The organism is Serratia sp. CY29653, assembly GCF_052169255.1.
Classification (GTDB): domain Bacteria; phylum Pseudomonadota; class Gammaproteobacteria; order Enterobacterales; family Enterobacteriaceae; genus Serratia; species Serratia sarumanii.
The window spans coordinates 1,606,879-1,623,094 of record NZ_JBJNLC010000001.1 but is presented as its reverse complement, the minus strand read 5'-3'; the positions used below and the strand labels follow the sequence as shown (position 1 = coordinate 1,623,094).

Annotated in this window: 14 protein-coding genes; 10 read left to right on the top strand and 4 right to left on the bottom strand. The window is 62.9% G+C overall.

Going from position 1 to position 16,216, the window contains the following annotated elements; genetic code table 11:
* The first annotated feature begins 336 nt into the window (after positions 1–336).
* From hemA to kdsA, 6 genes are read left to right on the top strand one after another with little or no spacing between them, the layout of a single operon-like run.
* Positions 337–1,599 carry a glutamyl-tRNA reductase gene (gene hemA / locus ACJ8HN_RS07780; RefSeq protein WP_033638164.1) on the top strand — a complete coding sequence of 421 codons (1,263 nt, stop codon included), beginning with the start codon at positions 337–339 and terminating at the stop codon, positions 1,597–1,599.
* Positions 1,600–1,630: 31 nt separating this feature from the next.
* Positions 1,631–2,716, top strand: coding sequence for a peptide chain release factor 1 (gene prfA / locus ACJ8HN_RS07775; RefSeq protein ID WP_033646391.1), 1,086 nt, complete (start codon positions 1,631–1,633; stop codon positions 2,714–2,716).
* A complete protein-coding gene (gene prmC, locus ACJ8HN_RS07770) occupies positions 2,716–3,549 on the top strand; it encodes a peptide chain release factor N(5)-glutamine methyltransferase (protein WP_033646390.1) in 834 nt (277 codons plus the stop codon). Before prfA ends, prmC begins: the two co-directional genes overlap by 1 nt.
* Positions 3,550–3,590: 41 nt before the next feature.
* Positions 3,591–3,992, top strand: a complete 402-nt coding sequence (locus tag ACJ8HN_RS07765; protein WP_170310367.1) for a SirB2 family protein — start codon at positions 3,591–3,593, stop codon at positions 3,990–3,992.
* Complete coding sequence (gene sirB1, locus ACJ8HN_RS07760; protein ID WP_442523239.1) at positions 3,989–4,798, top strand: invasion regulator SirB1; 810 nt, start codon at positions 3,989–3,991, stop codon at positions 4,796–4,798. The genes ACJ8HN_RS07765 and sirB1 overlap by 4 nt, the downstream gene beginning before the upstream one ends.
* A 58-nt stretch (positions 4,799–4,856) precedes the next feature.
* Positions 4,857–5,711 (top strand): 3-deoxy-8-phosphooctulonate synthase, encoded by an 855-nt coding sequence (gene kdsA / locus ACJ8HN_RS07755; RefSeq protein WP_004941087.1) that lies wholly within the window; start codon positions 4,857–4,859, stop codon positions 5,709–5,711.
* Positions 5,712–5,758: 47 nt separating this feature from the next.
* Here kdsA and dauA read toward each other — a convergent pair whose 3' ends face one another.
* From dauA to ACJ8HN_RS07735, 4 genes are all read right to left on the bottom strand, one after another.
* Positions 5,759–7,447, bottom strand: a complete 1,689-nt coding sequence (gene dauA / locus ACJ8HN_RS07750) for a C4-dicarboxylic acid transporter DauA (protein WP_033646387.1) — start codon at positions 7,445–7,447, stop codon at positions 5,759–5,761.
* A gap of 232 nt (positions 7,448–7,679) precedes the next feature.
* Positions 7,680–8,165: a heme-degrading domain-containing protein gene (locus ACJ8HN_RS07745; RefSeq protein ID WP_033646386.1), complete on the bottom strand. Its 486-nt coding sequence runs from the start codon at positions 8,163–8,165 to the stop codon at positions 7,680–7,682.
* A gap of 138 nt (positions 8,166–8,303) precedes the next feature.
* Positions 8,304–11,777 carry a transcription-repair coupling factor gene (gene mfd / locus ACJ8HN_RS07740; protein WP_442523238.1) on the bottom strand — a complete coding sequence of 1,158 codons (3,474 nt, stop codon included), beginning with the start codon at positions 11,775–11,777 and terminating at the stop codon, positions 8,304–8,306.
* Positions 11,778–11,799: 22 nt separating this feature from the next.
* Positions 11,800–12,048: a hypothetical protein gene (locus ACJ8HN_RS07735; protein ID WP_048321471.1), complete on the bottom strand. Its 249-nt coding sequence runs from the start codon at positions 12,046–12,048 to the stop codon at positions 11,800–11,802.
* A gap of 38 nt (positions 12,049–12,086) precedes the next feature.
* Between ACJ8HN_RS07735 and lolC the strand changes: the two genes are divergently transcribed.
* The 4 genes from lolC to nagK are packed head-to-tail and all read left to right on the top strand — an operon-like array spanning position 12,087 to position 16,207.
* Entirely contained in the window at positions 12,087–13,289 is a 1,203-nt protein-coding gene (gene lolC / locus ACJ8HN_RS07730) for a lipoprotein-releasing ABC transporter permease subunit LolC (protein ID WP_442523237.1), read from the top strand.
* Positions 13,282–13,986, top strand: a complete 705-nt coding sequence (gene lolD / locus ACJ8HN_RS07725) for a lipoprotein-releasing ABC transporter ATP-binding protein LolD (protein ID WP_442523236.1) — start codon at positions 13,282–13,284, stop codon at positions 13,984–13,986. The genes lolC and lolD overlap by 8 nt, the downstream gene beginning before the upstream one ends.
* Positions 13,986–15,233: a lipoprotein-releasing ABC transporter permease subunit LolE gene (lolE, locus tag ACJ8HN_RS07720; RefSeq protein ID WP_442523235.1), complete on the top strand. Its 1,248-nt coding sequence runs from the start codon at positions 13,986–13,988 to the stop codon at positions 15,231–15,233. Before lolD ends, lolE begins: the two co-directional genes overlap by 1 nt.
* A gap of 53 nt (positions 15,234–15,286) precedes the next feature.
* Entirely contained in the window at positions 15,287–16,207 is a 921-nt protein-coding gene (gene nagK, locus ACJ8HN_RS07715) for an N-acetylglucosamine kinase (protein ID WP_033638181.1), read from the top strand.
* Positions 16,208–16,216: the final 9 nt, after the last annotated feature.

Genomic DNA, 16,216 nt, shown 5'->3' with positions numbered 1-16,216 from the left:
AATGCCAACCCGGCACGCGCGTCGGGGTCGCCATTAAGCGTAACACAATCGCCTGAAGGCGGGGGAGGCGCGCCCGATAAGCGGTGCCTTCGTTGCGCAAACGCCGCCGTTGTGTACGCCGAATAGCGTGCGCGTTATCGCAAACTGCGCTAAAATTTAAGCAATCGACCTACCTCATGACTATTTATCCTGCTGTATTTATTGCTTATTCATTAATTGATGTCATCTATGACAGCGATTGAACGGAAGATGCGGTTGTTACTTTTATTGATCCCGCGCATCAAGTAGAATGCCGTTCAACGAGAACCCGTACCAAGATAAGTATTACTCGAAGCAATGACCCTGCTGGCGTTAGGTATAAATCACAAAACCGCTCCGGTTTCTCTGCGTGAAAGGGTGACCTTCTCGCCAGAGTCCATCGATGAGGCGCTGACCAGCTTGCTCCAACAACCGTTGGTGCAGGGCGGCGTCGTGTTGTCCACCTGCAACCGCACCGAGCTGTACCTCAGCGTAGAGCAGCAGGAACACATGCACGAGCAACTGGTCGCCTGGCTGTGCGCCTATCACAACCTGCGTCCGGAAGAGGTGAAGAAAAGCCTGTACTGGCATCAGGGCAACGACGCGGTCAGCCATCTGATGCGGGTGGCCAGCGGGTTGGACTCATTGGTACTGGGCGAACCGCAGATCCTCGGCCAGGTGAAAAAGGCCTTCGCCGAGTCGCAACGCGGCCAGTCGCTCTCCGGCGAGCTGGAGCGTCTGTTCCAGAAATCCTTCTCTGTCGCCAAGCGCGTGCGCACCGAAACCGACATCGGCGCCAGCGCGGTTTCCGTGGCGTTCGCCGCCTGTACGCTGGCGCGCCAGATCTTCGAATCGCTGGCCGATCTCAACGTCTTGCTGGTGGGCGCCGGCGAAACCATCGAGCTGGTGGCGCGCCACCTGCGTGAGCATAAAGTGCGGCACATGATCATTGCCAACCGCACCCGCGAGCGCGCGCAGCTGCTGGCGGACGAGGTCGGCGCGGAGGTGATCACCCTGCCTGAGATCGACGAACGTCTGGCGGACGCCGACATCATCATCAGTTCCACCGCCAGCCCGCTGCCGATCATCGGCAAGGGCATGGTGGAGCGCGCGCTGAAGGCGCGCCGCAACCAGCCGATGCTGCTGGTGGATATCGCCGTACCGCGCGACATCGAGCCGGAGGTCGGCAAACTGGCCAACGCCTATCTGTACAGCGTGGACGATCTGCACGCCATCATTCAAAGCAATCTGGCGCAGCGCAAAGCGGCGGCGGTGCAGGCGGAATCGATCGTGCAGCAGGAAAGCACCAACTTCATGGCCTGGCTGCGCTCGCAGGGCGCGGTGGAAACCATCCGCGACTACCGTTCGCAGGCCGACCAAATTCGCGCAGAGATGGAGGCCAAAGCGCTGGCCGCCATCGCGCAGGGCGCCAACGTGGAGCAGGTGATACACGAGCTGGCCCATAAACTGACCAACCGTCTTATTCATGCCCCCACCAAATCCCTCCAGCAGGCCGCCGGCGACGGCGACGTGGAGCGGTTGCAGTTATTACGCGACAGCCTCGGGCTGGATCAGCATTAGTTTTCTCTATTAACAGGGTTTATTACCACGCATGAAGCCTTCTATTGTTGCCAAACTGGAAGCGTTACAAGAGCGCCATGAAGAAGTGCAGGCGCTGCTCGGCGATGCCGGCGTTATCGCCGACCAAGACCGGTTCCGCGCGCTGTCGCGAGAATACGCGCAGCTGACCGACGTCAGCCGCTGCTTCCTGGAATGGCGTCAGGTGCAGGAGGATCTGGAGACGGCGGAAATGATGCTGGACGATCCGGAGATGCGCGAGATGGCGCAGGAAGAGCTGAAACAGGCGCGGGCGGCCAGCGAAGAGCTGGAGCAGCAGCTGCAGGTCTTGCTGTTGCCGAAAGATCCAGACGATGAGCGCAGCTGCTTCCTCGAGGTGCGCGCCGGCACCGGCGGCGATGAGGCGGCGATCTTCGCCGGCGATCTGTTCCGCATGTACAGTCGTTACGCCGAAGGCCGCCGTTGGCGCGTCGAGGTGATGAGCGCCAACGAAGGCGAGCACGGCGGCTTCAAGGAAGTGATCGCCAAAGTCTCCGGCGATGGCGTGTACGGCCAGCTGAAGTTTGAATCCGGCGGCCACCGCGTGCAGCGCGTGCCGGAAACCGAATCCCAGGGGCGCATCCACACCTCCGCCTGCACCGTGGCGGTGATGCCGGAAGTGCCGGAAGCCGAGCTGCCGGACATCAACCCGGGCGATCTGAAAATCGACACCTTCCGCTCCTCCGGCGCCGGCGGCCAGCACGTTAACACCACCGACTCGGCGATCCGCATCACCCACCTGCCGACCGGCATCGTGGTGGAGTGCCAGGACGAACGTTCACAGCACAAAAACAAAGCCAAGGCGATGTCGGTGCTGGGCGCGCGCATTCGCGCCGCCGAGATGGCCAAGCGCCAGCAGGCCGAGGCGTCCACTCGCCGCAACCTGCTGGGCAGCGGCGATCGTTCCGACCGTAACCGCACCTACAACTTCCCGCAGGGGCGGGTGACCGACCACCGTATCAACCTGACGCTCTACCGTCTGGACGAGGTGATGGAAGGCAAACTGGACATGCTGATCCAGCCGATCGTGCAGGAGTATCAGGCCGACCAGCTGGCTGCGCTGTCCGCCGAGCAAGAGTGATGGACTATCAACACTGGCTGAAAGCCGCCGCCGCGCGTTTGACCCACAGCGACAGCGCCCGGCGCGACGCGGAAATCCTGTTGGGTTTCGTAACCGGCAAGGCCAGAACCTTCCTGATGGCGTTCGGTGAAACCCTGCTGACGCCGCCGCAGCAACAGCAGCTGGAGACGCTGCTGGCGCGCCGCGAGCGCGGTGAGCCGGTGGCCTATCTGGTGGGCGAGCGCGAGTTTTGGTCGCTGCCGCTGTCGGTTTCGCCCGCAACGCTGATCCCACGCCCGGATACCGAATGCCTGGTGGAATTGGCGCTGGCGCGTCTGCCGCCGCAACCCTGCCACTTCCTCGATCTCGGCACCGGCACCGGCGCCATCGCGCTGGCGCTGGCCAGCGAGCGCCCAGATTGTTCGGCAATCGGCGTCGATGTGCAGCCGGAGGCGGTCGCGCTGGCGCAGCATAATGCGCGCAAGCTGAAGATCGACAACGTCCGATTTCTACAGGGCAGCTGGTTTGCGCCGGTGGCGGGGCAACGCTTCGCGCTGATCGCCAGTAATCCGCCCTATATCGACGCCGCCGATCCGCATTTGTCGCAGGGCGACGTGCGCTTCGAGCCGGGCAGTGCGCTGGTCGCCGCCGATCATGGGCTGGCGGATCTGGCCGCCATCGTGGGCCAGGCGCCGCACCATTTGCAGCCCCAGGGTTGGCTGCTGTTGGAACATGGCTGGCAGCAGGGCGAGAGCGTGCGCGCGCTGCTGCAGGCCGCCGGATTTTCCGCTGTCGCCACACACCGTGATTACGGCGACAACGACCGCGTGACGCTCGGCCAATGGCCGGGATAATCGCCACTGATAATAACGACGCCCGGGCCATTTAAGGGAGCATCATGACTGCATACACCGCGTTGAAACATTTCCATTTGCTGACGGTCGCCATCAGTATTACCTTGTTTGTGCTGCGTTTCTTTTGGCAGTGGCGCCGCTCGCCGATCATGGGCCGCCGCTGGGTCAAGGTAGCGCCGCACCTGAACGACACGCTGCTGTTCGTCAGCGGCATCGCGCTGGTGGTGACGTTCGGGTTTTATCCGCTACTGGGTATGGACTCATGGCTGACCGAGAAGCTGTTTGGCGTTATTATCTATATCCTGCTTGGCTACGTCGCATTGGGCAAGAAGACCAAAAGTCAGCGGCTGCGAACCGTGGCGTTCGTGCTGGCGTTGGGCTGCCTGTACCTGATAATTAAACTTGCCACGACGAAAATACCGTTTCTGATGGGATACCTATGAGTAGCATTGCTGATTTTGAATTTAACGCCTCGCCGCTGAGCGAAGGGGTGATCCTGGTGTCGCAGTCGGTGCGGCGCGATTTCCCGGCTGCCGACGTGGAGCGCAAGCTGCAACAGCTGGTGGACGAAGCGCGCGCGGTGGTGCCGGTCGATATCACTCAGGAGCAGCAACTGGATGCGCTCATCGAGCTGTTTTACAAGACCTGGGGCTTCGGCGGCGCCAGCGGCGTGTACCGCCTGTCGGACGCCATCTGGCTGGACAAGGTGCTGGAAGGGCGGCAGGGCACGCCGGTCTCGCTGGGCACCATTTTCCTGCACATCGCCAACGCGCTGGATCTGCCGCTGCTGCCGGTGATTTTCCCCACTCAGCTGATCCTGCGCGCCGACTGGCTGGACGAGGAGCTGTGGCTGATCAACCCGCTGAACGGCGAAACCCTGAGCGAACACCAGCTGGAAGTGTGGATCAAGGGCAACCTGGGGCTGGGCGCCGAGCTGGAAGACGACGACCTCGACGAGTCGGAGAACATCATGGTGGTGCGCAAGATGCTCGATACGCTGAAGGCCGCCCTGATGGAAGAAAAACAGCTGGAAATGGCGCTGCGCACCAGCGAAACGGTGCTGTGCTTCGATCCGGAAGATCCGTACGAGATCCGCGACCGCGGGCTGATTTACGCCCAGCTGGAGTGCAACCATATCGCGATTTCCGATCTCAACTATTTTGTCGAGCAGTGTCCTGAAGACCCGGTCAGCGAAGTGATCAAAGTGCAGATCCATTCGATTGAGCCGAAACAGGTGACGCTGCATTAATTCAATGACTCCGCGCAGTGTGCAAGGCGACGGTTACAACCTTAACAAAGGCGAAAGCATGAAACAGAAAGTGGTTAGCATTGGCGATATCGACGTAGCAAACGATCTGCCGTTTGTGCTGTTTGGCGGTATGAACGTGCTGGAATCGCGCGATCTGGCGATGAGCATCTGCGAACACTACGTCACCGTGACGCAAAAACTGGGCATTCCTTACGTATTCAAGGCCTCTTTCGACAAGGCCAACCGCTCTTCCATCCACTCGTACCGCGGTCCGGGCCTGGAAGAAGGGATGAAGATCTTCGAAGAGCTGAAAAAAACCTTCGGCGTGAAAATCATCACCGACGTGCATGAAGCGGCGCAGGCGCAGCCGGTTTCCGAAGTGGTTGACGTGATCCAGTTGCCGGCCTTCCTGGCGCGCCAGACCGATCTGGTGGAAGCGATGGCGAAAACAGGCGCGGTGATCAACGTCAAGAAGCCGCAGTTCGTCAGCCCGGGGCAGATGGGCAATATCGTCGACAAGTTCAAAGAGGGCGGCAACGACCAGGTGATCCTGTGCGATCGCGGCAGCAACTTTGGCTATGACAACCTGGTGGTCGACATGCTGGGCATCAACGTGATGAAAAACGTGACCGGCGGCCATCCGGTGATCTTCGACGTGACCCACGCGCTGCAGACCCGCGATCCGTTCGGCGCCGCGTCCGGTGGCCGTCGCGCTCAGGTGGCCGAGCTGGCGCGCGCCGGCATGGCGGTCGGCCTGGCCGGTCTGTTCCTCGAAGCGCACCCGGATCCGAACAACGCCAAGTGCGACGGCCCGTCCGCGCTGCCGCTGGACAAGCTGGAGCCGTTCCTGGCGCAGATGAAAGCCATCGACGACCTGGTGAAGAGCTTCCCGGAGCTGGATACCAGCAACTAAGCGCTCGTCGCCATAAAAAAAGCCCGACTCGTCGGGCTTTTTTACGTTTAGGCACCGGTGGCCGCCAGCGCTTCCGGCAGCGTCGGGTAGAACTGCAGGCGGCCCTCTATCGGTTGCACCCGCGCGCGCGCCAGGGTTTTCAGCGGCTGGAACGGCACGTCGGTGATCACCAGCTTTTTGTCCGCCGGCAACTCGTCGATAAAGCGCCGCAGGGCGCTCAGGCCGCCGGCGTCGAGCACCGGCACCGCATCCCATTGCAGCACGATCGTGCGGTAGCCTTCGCTGCGCGCCAGCAGTTCGGTAAAGATGCGCTCGGCGGCGGCGAAGAACAGCGGGCCATTCACCCGCAGCACCAGGCGGCCGTGGTCGGCGCTCAGCTCACTCAGCTTTGTCATACGGGCGATACGGCGCATAAACAGCAGCGACGCCAGCACTATGCCCACGGTAATGGCGATCACCATGTCGAACAGCACCGTCAGCGACATGCACAGCAGCAGCACCAGAATGTCGTCCTTCGGCGCCCGGCGCAGCAGGTAAACCACCTTGTGCGCCTCGCTCATGTTCCAGGCGACCATCAGCAGCAGCGCCGCCATCGCCGCCAGCGGCAGGTAAGAGAGCCACGGCGCCAATACCAGCAGCGCCAGCAGCACCAGCAGCGCGTGGATGATGGCGGACACCGGCGAGGTGGCGCCGGCGCGCACGTTGGCCGCCGAACGGGCAATCGCGGCGGTGGCGGTAATGCCGCCGAAGAACGGCGCGATGATGTTGCCCGCGCCCTGGCCGATCAGTTCGCTGTTCGAGTTGTGCTTCTTGCCGGTCATGCCGTCGAGCACCACCGCGCACAGCAGCGATTCGATCGCGCCGAGCATCGCCATCGAAAACGCCGCCGGCAATAGGGCGGAAACGGTTTGCCAGCTCAGGGTGAACGGCTGCCCGCCGCCGCCCGGCAGATCCCAGGGCAGTAGCAACTGCGGCAGGATCGGCGGGATGCCCTGTCCGCTGCTGCCGTCGGCCAGCAGGTAGCTGAAGCGCGAGCCGATGGTCGCCACCGGGTGATCAAACAGCGCCAGCAGCCCCATCAGCGCAGTGCCCGCCAGCAGCGCCGGCAGGTGGCCAGGCACCCGCAGGCCGAGCTTGGGCCAGAAGATCAGGATCAAGAGCGTCACCGCGCCGATCAGGGTATCGCCGAAATCCAGCGTCGGCAGGGCCTGCAGCAGGGCGTGCAGCTTGCCGACGTAATTTTCCGGCGTGTGCGCCAGCTGCAGGCCGAAGAAGTCCTTGATCTGCATGGTGGCGATGGTGATGGCGATGCCGGAGGTAAAGCCGAGCGTCACCGGCAGCGGAATGTACTCGATCAGCCGGCCCAGGCGCGCCAGCCCCATCAGCAGCAGAAACACCCCGGAGATCAGCGTGGCGACCAGCAGGCCGGCCAGGCCGAACTGCTGCGAAACCGGATACAGGATCACCACGAAGGCGGCGGTGGGGCCGGAGACGCTGTAGCGCGAACCGCCGCTGACGGCGATGACGATACCGGCGATGGCGGCGGTGTACAGGCCGTACTGCGGCGGCACGCCGCTGGCGATCGCCAGCGCCATCGCCAGCGGGATGGCGATAATACCGACCGTCACCCCGGCGATAGCGTCTTTCAGCAACCGCGCCAGGCTATAAGGTTCCCGCCAGCAGGCGTCTATCAGCGCGCTGAAGGGGCGAATTCTGTTTATTTCATGCGTTTTCATCTACGGTGCGTACCAAATCTTCAAAAGTGAAAGGAATGGCGGGCCCGATGAGGTCCGTCTTGTCACGTGACAGATACCATACGCCTTTTGCTCAGCGGATTACCAGACCTGTGTCAATTTGGCGCAGGAAATCGGAGAGTCGCCATTTTGTTTGGGGCTAAATGCCGATAATAGATAAGTCGGCCGCAGATTCTGCGGCTGAAAAGGAAAGGAATAATCGAGGTTTTAACGGCTAGTGGAGTTCGGGCAGGGATAAGCCGAGAAAGTTCGCTAAAGTACTCACCAGCAACTGATGGTCTTCTTTCTGCGGCGCGCCGGAAATGCTGATGCTGCCGACGCAGCCGAGGCCGGTCAGGGTGAGCGGGAAGGCGCCGCCGTGCACCGAATAGTCGCGCACGCTCAGCCCGTAGCGTTCCTCCAGCGACGTTTGCCGCTGCTGCAGGCGCAGGCCGATGGCGTAAGAGCTTTTGTGAAAATGATTCACCAGATTACGCTTGCGCCGCACCCAGTCGGCAATGTCCGGCGTGGCGCCCGGCATGGCGTAATAAAACAGCGTTTGCCCGGCCAGTTGGATCTCGATGGCGATGCTCAGGCCGCGCCGCTCGGCGGCGGTTTTCAGCGCCGCGCCCAGTTCCCAGGCGGTGGCGGCGTCAAAATGGGTAAAGGCCAGCGTCGCTTCCTGTTCGCTGAGCGCCTGCAGTTCATCGTCGATATTCATGCGGTTCTCCCCCAATAACACAGGGCACAGAGTAGCCTGAAGCGTCTGGGGAGGGATAGAAGGCTTGGCGATAAGATAGAACCGCCCGGCCGCAGCCGGGGATGGGAGTGTGCGCCCCGGCGAGCGGGGCGCGTGGCCTCAGGCCGCCAGCGTGTGTTCGCGGAAGGCGTCCAGCAGCTCTTCGGTGAACGTCAGGCGTTTTTGGCGATCGGCCAGATCGAGCGTGAACTTCAGCTTGCTCGGGCCGTCCAGGCGGTAAACCTGCGGATTGCCCTGCAACAGGCCGATCAGATAACCAGGATCGACGCGGTTGTTGTCGCCGAACTCGATAAAGCCGCCGCGCTCGTTGCTCTCGATGCGTTTGATGCCCAGCTTCTGCGCATGCAGGCGCAGCGCCGCGCACTGCAACAGGTTGCGTGCCGCGTCCGGCAACTGGCCGAAGCGGTCGATCAGCTCGACTTTCAGCTCATCCAGCTCGCCGTCGCTCTTAGCGCTGGCGATGCGCTTGTACAGCGACAGGCGGGTATTGACGTCGGGAATGAAATCTTCCGGCAGCAGCGCCGGCATGCGCAGTTCCACCTCGGTCTGGCTGCTGGTGAGATCTTCCAGCGACGGTTCGCGGCCATTTTTCAACGCATCGACGGCGCTTTCCAGCAGCTCCATGTAGAGCGAGAAGCCGACGGTGGTCATCTGGCCGCTCTGGTCTTCGCCCAGCAGTTCGCCGGCGCCGCGGATCTCCAGATCGTGGGTCGCCAGCGCGAAACCGGCGCCGAGATCTTCCAGCGACGCGATGGCCTCGAGCCGTTTATGGGCGTCGGCGCCCATGGCTTTCGGGTTTGGCGTCAACAGATAGGCGTAAGCCTGGTGGTGCGAGCGCCCGACGCGGCCGCGCAGCTGGTGCAGCTGCGCCAGGCCGAAGCGATCGGCGCGCTCGATGATGATGGTGTTGGCGCTGGGAATATCGATGCCGGTTTCGATGATGGTGGTGCACACCAGCACGTTGAAGCGCTGGTGGTGGAAATCGTTCATCACCCGTTCCAGATCGCGCTCGCGCATCTGGCCGTGGCCGATGGCGATGCGCGCTTCCGGCACCAGCTCCGCCAGGCGCTGCGCCGCTTTCTCGATGTTTTCGACGTCGTTGTAGAGGTAGTAAACCTGGCCGCCGCGCAGCACTTCGCGCAGGATCGCCTCGCGCACCACCAGGCTGTCGTATTCGCGCACGAAGGTCTTCACCGCCAAGCGGCGTGCCGGCGGGGTGGCGATGATCGACAGATCGCGCATGCCGCTCATCGCCATGTTCAGGGTGCGCGGGATCGGCGTGGCGGTCAGCGTCAGGATATCGACGTCGGCGCGCATCGCCTTGATGCGCTCCTTGTGGCGCACGCCGAAGCGGTGCTCCTCATCGACGATCAGCAGCCCCAGGTCTTTCCAGCGCAGATCGCTCTGCAACAGCTTGTGGGTGCCGATGATGATGTCCACCTTGCCTTCTGCCGCGTCGTCCAGCACCTGCTGCTGCTCTTTGGCGCTGCGGAAGCGCGACATCATCTCGATGCGAATCGGCCAGGTGGCGAAGCGATCGCGGAAGTTGTCGAAGTGCTGCTGCGCCAGCAGGGTGGTCGGCACCAGCACCGCCACCTGCTTGCCGTTTTCCACCGCCAGGAAGGCGGCGCGCATCGCCACTTCGGTTTTGCCGAAGCCGACGTCGCCACACACCAGGCGATCCATCGCCAACGGCTGACACATGTCGCTCAATACGGCATTGATCGCCTGTTCCTGATCCGGCGTGGTTTCGAACGGGAAGCTCTGGCAGAACAGCTGATACTGTTCGCGGTTGTGTTTGAAGGCGAAACCGGCCTTGGCGGCGCGCTGGGCGTAGATATCCAGCAGCTCCGCCGCCACGTCGCGCACCCGCTCGGCCGCTTTCTGCCGCGCGCGCGTCCAGGCGTCGCCGCCCAGTTTGTGCAGCGGCGCGTTTTCGTCCGCGCCGCCGGCGTAGCGGCTGATCAGATGCAGCGAAGAAACCGGCACATACAGCTTGTCCTCACCGGCGTAGGAGAGGATCAGGTATTCGGCCTTGATGCCGCCGGCCTCCAGCGTGGTCAGGCCGACGTAGCGGCCGACGCCGTGCTCCAGGTGCACCACCGGCTGGCCGGGATGCAGTTCCGCCAGGTTGCGGATCAGGGTATCGGTGTTGATGGTGCGCCGGTTGTCCTGCCGGCGGCGGCTGACGCGCTCGCCGAGCAGATCGCTTTCGCAGATCAGCGCCCGCCGGCGCAGGCCGTCGAGGAAGCCGTGTTCGGCGGCGCCGACCATCATGTAACGGCCCGCCGTTTCCGTCTGATCGAGGCGCTGAATCAGCGCCGGCGCCAGCTTGATGCGGCCGAGCAGATCCTGCAGCGTTTCACGCCGCCCCTCGCTCTCGACGGAGAAAATTACGCTGCCGTCGAAGCCTTCGATAAAGCGCCGCAGGTTATCCAGCGGAGATTTATGCTGCCCCTGCACCGCCAGATCGGGCAGGGCATGGTAGTCCAGATTGGTATTGCCGGCCTTGGCCGGCAGCTCATCGGTTTTCAGCGCGATGCGCGGCCAGGCCTTCAGCTCGCCGAACAGCGCGTCGACGCGCAGCCACAGCGTATCCGGCGCCAGCAGCGGGCGCATCGGATCGACGCGGCGGCTTTCGTAACGCTGGTTGACGTCTTGCCAGAAGCGCTCGGCGGCGCCCTCCAGATCGCCGGTATTGACGATCAGCGTGTTGGCCGGCAGGTAGCTGAACAGCGACGGCAGCGGCTGGCTGAAGAACAGCGGCTGCCAGTATTCGATGCCGGCCGGCCAGGCGCTTTTGCTGACCTGCTGATAGATGTGTTCGGCGTCGCGGCGCACCTCAAACTGCTCGCGCCACTGGCTGCGGAACAGCTCGATGGCGTTCTTGTCGGTGGGGAACTCGTGGGCCGGCAACAGATTGATGGCCTCGACTTCGCTCAGCGTGCGCTGGGTATCGACGTCGAAGATGCGCAGGCTGTCGATTTCGTCATCGAAAAAGTCGATGCGGTAAGGCTCATCGCTGCCCATCGGGTAAAGATCGAGCAGCGCGCCGCGGGTGGCGAATTCGCCGTGTTCCATCACCTGATCGACGCTGCGATAGCCGGCCTGTTCCAGCTGCGCGCGCAGCTTGTCGCGCGACAGGCGCTGGCCTTTCTTCATCACCAGCGCGTGGCCGTGCAGGAACTCGTGCGGGCAGACGCGCTGCATCAGGGTATTGACCGGCAAAATGATCACGCCGCGCGCCATGGTCGGCAGATGATACAGGCTCGACAAACGATCCGAGATGATTTCCTGATGCGGCGAGAAGCTGTCATACGGCAGGGTTTCCCAGTCGGACAGCGTGGTCACCATCTGGTCGGTGAACTGCTGGATCTCGTCGCGCAGCCGCAGGGCGTTTTGCATGTCCGGCGCGATCAGCATCACCGGGCCAGGGTGGCGTTCGACGATCTCGGCGCACTCCACGGCGCACGCCGCGCCGGTCAGTTGCCCCAGCTGGCGCAGATCGCCTGCGCGATCGGGCAGAGAATAACGAGGGGATGAGGAACGGTTACGGCTATCGGAAGTGCTCATTCAGGTATCTTTAATCAATGTGTTAGAGGGCGTTCCGGCACGGATAACCCAGCGCCTTTATGCTGTTTATAGTAGCCCAGCGGCCGGCAAACTGACACAGCAAAAAGCGCTGCTCATCGCTTTTTTGCCGGTTATTTAACCGGTTGACGCCGTCGACTTTTTGCGGCGACGGGTCAATATTGCGCTCATCTGCCGCCGCCGTTCTCCTCTGCGCCACGCAATAAAAGGCCGTCGGGTGTTCCCTAAACGAGGGAGAGCCTTTATCATCCATGATCACTTTGCTTAAGCCACGGCTATCAAACGGATTTCATGTATCAACCTGTCGCGTTATTCATTGGCCTGCGCTACATGCGCGGGCGAGCCTCAGACCGCTTCGGGCGGTTTGTTTCCTGGCTTTCCACCATCGGCATTACGCTGGGGGTGATGGCGTTGGTCACCGTGCTGTCGGTGATGAACGGATTCGAAAAGGATCTGGAGAACAACATCCTCGGCCTGATGCCGCAGGCGTTGATCACCAGCCCGCAAGGATCGGTTAATCCGCAGCAGCTGCCGGCCTCCGAGGTGCAGAAGCTGCAGGGCGTCACGCGCGTTGCGCCGCTGACCAGCGGTGACGTGGTGCTGCAAAGCGCCCGCAGCGTGGCGGTCGGGGTGATGCTCGGCGTCAATCCCGACGAGGCCGATCCGCTGACCCCGTATCTGGTCAACGTCAAGCAGCAGCAGCTGCAGCCGGGCCAATACAACATCATCATCGGCGAACAGCTGGCGGGGCAACTCGGCGTCAAGCGCGGCGATTCGCTGCGCGTAATGGTGCCGAGCGCCAGCCAGTTCACGCCGATGGGCCGCATTCCCAGCCAGCGCCTGTTCACCCTTATCGGCACCTTCCACGCCAACAGCGAGGTGGACGGCTATCAGCTGCTGGTCAACCAACAGGACGCTTCGCGCCTGATGCGCTACCCGGCCGGCAACATCACCGGCTGGCGCCTGTTCCTGCAACAGCCGCTGACGGTCGATACCCTCAGCCAACAGCCGTTGCCGGCGGGCACGGTCTGGAAAGACTGGCGCGATCGCAAGGGCGAGCTGTTCCAGGCGGTGCGCATGGAGAAAAACATGATGGGGCTGCTGCTCAGCCTGATCGTGGCGGTGGCGGCGTTTAACATCATTACGTCGCTCGGCCTGCTGGTGATGGAAAAGCAGGGCGAGGTCGCCATTCTGCAGACCCAGGGGCTGACTCGCCGCCAGATCATGTCGGTGTTTATGGTGCAGGGCGCCAGCGCCGGTATCATCGGTTCGCTGCTCGGCACGCTGCTTGGCGTGCTGCTGGCCACCAACCTGAATAACCTGATGCCGATCCTCGGCGCCCTGATCGACGGCGCTTCGCTGCCGGTGGCGGTCGATCCGCTGCAGGTGACGATCATCGCCGTGGTGGCGATGGCGGTTTCCCTGTTGTCCACGCTTTATCCTTCATGGCGCGCTGCCGCCGTACAACCCGCTGAGGCTTTACGTTATGAGTAACCATCTTTTGCTGCAGTGTGACAACCTGTGCAAGACCTATCAGGAAGGCAATCTGCACACCGACGTGCTGCGCAACGTCAGCTTTGCCATGCAGCAGGGCGAGATGATGGCGATCGTCGGCAGCTCGGGTTCCGGCAAGAGCACCCTGTTGCACCTGCTGGGCGGGCTGGACTCGCCGACCTCCGGCGAGGTGATCTTCAAGGGCGCATCGCTGAACGCCATGTCTTCGGCGGCCAAGGCCGAGCTGCGCAACCGCCAGCTCGGCTTCATCTATCAGTTTCACCATCTGCTGCCGGACTTCACCGCGCTGGAAAACGCCGCCATGCCGCTGCTGATCGGCGGCGCCAAGCCGGCGCAGGCGCAGGAGAAGGCGCGGGAGATGCTGGCGGCGGTCGGGCTGGAAAAACGCAGCAAGCACCGCCCGTCCGAGCTCTCCGGCGGCGAGCGTCAGCGCGTGGCGATCGCGCGCGCGCTGGTCAACAACCCGGCGCTGGTGCTGGCGGACGAACCGACCGGTAACCTGGACAAACGCACCGCAGACAGCATCTTCGATCTGCTGGGCGAGCTGAACGTGCGTCAGGGCACCGCTTTTCTGGTGGTGACGCACGATCTGCTGCTGGCCAAGCGCCTGAGCCGCCAGCTGGAAATGGCCGACGGCCACCTGCAGGCGCAGCTGACCCTGATGGGGGCCGAGTAATGGCGGGAGCCTCACTGTCCTTCCTGACGGCCCTGCGTTTCAGCCGCGGCCGTAAACGCGGCGGCATGGTGTCGCTGATTTCGGTCATCTCCACCATCGGCATCGCGCTGGGGGTGGCGGTGTTGATCGTCGGCCTGAGCGCGATGAACGGCTTTGAGCGCGAGCTGAAAAACCGCATTCTGGCGGTGGTGCCGCACGGCGAGCTCGAGCCGGTCAATCAGCCGTTCAGCGGCTGGCCGTCGATTCTGCAGCGGGTGGAGAAGGTGTCGGGCATTGTGGCCGCCGCGCCGTACATCAACTTTACCGGCCTGATGGAGAACGGCGCGCAGCTGCGCGCGGTGGAAGTCAAAGGCGTTGATCCGCAGCAGGAGAGCCGGCTGAGCGCGCTGCCGCAGTATGTGCAGGGTGATGCCTGGGCCAACTTCAAGGCCGGCGAACAGCAGGTGATCCTCGGCAAGGGCGTGGCCGACGCGCTGGGCGTAAAGCAAGGCGCCTATGTGACGGTGATGATCCCCAACAGCGACCCGGAAATGAAGCTGCTGCAGCCGAAGCGCATTCGCCTGCACGTGACCGGCATTTTGCAGCTCAGCGGCCAGCTCGATCACAGCCTGGCGCTGGTGCCGCTGGCCGATGCGCAGCAGTATCTCGACATGGGTGACAGCGTCACGGGTATCGCCCTCAAGATGAACGACGTGTTCGCCGCCAACAAACTGGTGCGCGACGCCGGCGAAGTGACCAACGCCTACATTTACATCAAAAGCTGGATCGGCAAGTACGGCTACATGTACCGCGATATCCAGATGATCCGCGCCATTATGTACCTGGCGATGGTGCTGGTGATCGGCGTGGCCTGCTTCAACATCGTTTCCACGCTGGTGATGGCGGTGAAAGACAAAAGCGCCGACATCGCGGTGCTGCGCACCCTGGGCGCCAAAGACGGCTTTATCCGCGCCATCTTCATCTGGTATGGGCTGCTGGCCGGGCTGCTGGGCAGCCTGAGCGGCGTGGTGATCGGGGTGATCGCCTCGCTGCAGCTGACCAACATTATCCGGGGCATCGAGAAACTGGTCGGCCACTCCTTCCTGTCGGGCGATATCTACTTCATCGACTTCCTGCCTTCCGAGCTGCACTGGCTGGACGTGCTGATCGTGCTGGCGACCGCCATCGTGCTGAGCCTGTTGGCCAGTTGGTATCCGGCGAGGCGCGCCAGCCGCATCGATCCGGCGCGGGTGCTCAGCGGACAATAAAACCTACGGGGAGGCAGCGATGCCGCCCCGTTTTTTTAGCCTGGGGATGGGTTATGTACTACGGTTTCGATATGGGCGGCACCAAGATTGAGCTGGGGGTATTCGACGACAACCTGCAGCGCATTTGGCAAAAGCGGGTGCCGACGCCGCGTGAAGACTACCGGCAGCTGCTGGCCACGCTGGGCGATCTGACCCTCGAGGCGGATGCGTTTTGCGGCCGGCGCGGCAGCGTCGGCATCGGCATTCCGGGCCTGCCCAACGACGATGACGGCACGCTGTTTACCGCCAACGTGCCGGCGGCGATGGGGCGGCCGTTGCCGCGCGATCTGGCGGCGCTGATCGGGCGCGAGGTGCGCGTCGATAACGATGCCAACTGCTTTGCGCTGTCGGAGGCCTGGGACGACGAGTTTCGCCGCTACCCGACGGTGCTGGGCATCATCCTCGGCACCGGCGTTGGCGGCGGCCTGATCGTCGATGGCAAGACGGTGCCTGGGCGCAACTATATCGCCGGCGAGTTCGGCCATTTGCGCCTGCCGGTGGACGCGCTCGAAGTGCTGGGGCGTGATGTGCCTCGCGTCGCCTGCGGGTGCGGCCACCAGGGTTGCATTGAAAATTACATATCGGGCCGCGGTTTCGAATGGATGTACGCCCATTTCTATGGCCGGCACTTGCCCGCCACCGAGATCATTGCGCATTATCAGGCGGGTGAGCCGCAGGCGGTGGCTCACGTCGACCGCTTTATGGACGTGCTGGCGATCTGCCTGGGCAACCTGCTGACGGTGCTGGATCCGCACCTGGTGGTGATCGGCGGCGGGCTGTCGAACTTCGACGCCATTTACCAGGCGTTGCCGCAGCGGTTGCCGGCGCACCTGCTGCGGGTGGCCCGGCTGCCGCGCATCGAGAAGGCGCGCTATGGCGACGCCGGCGGCGTGCGCGGCGCAGCGTTCCTCAATTTGGTAAACAGGGAAAAGTAAGGAGAGAGT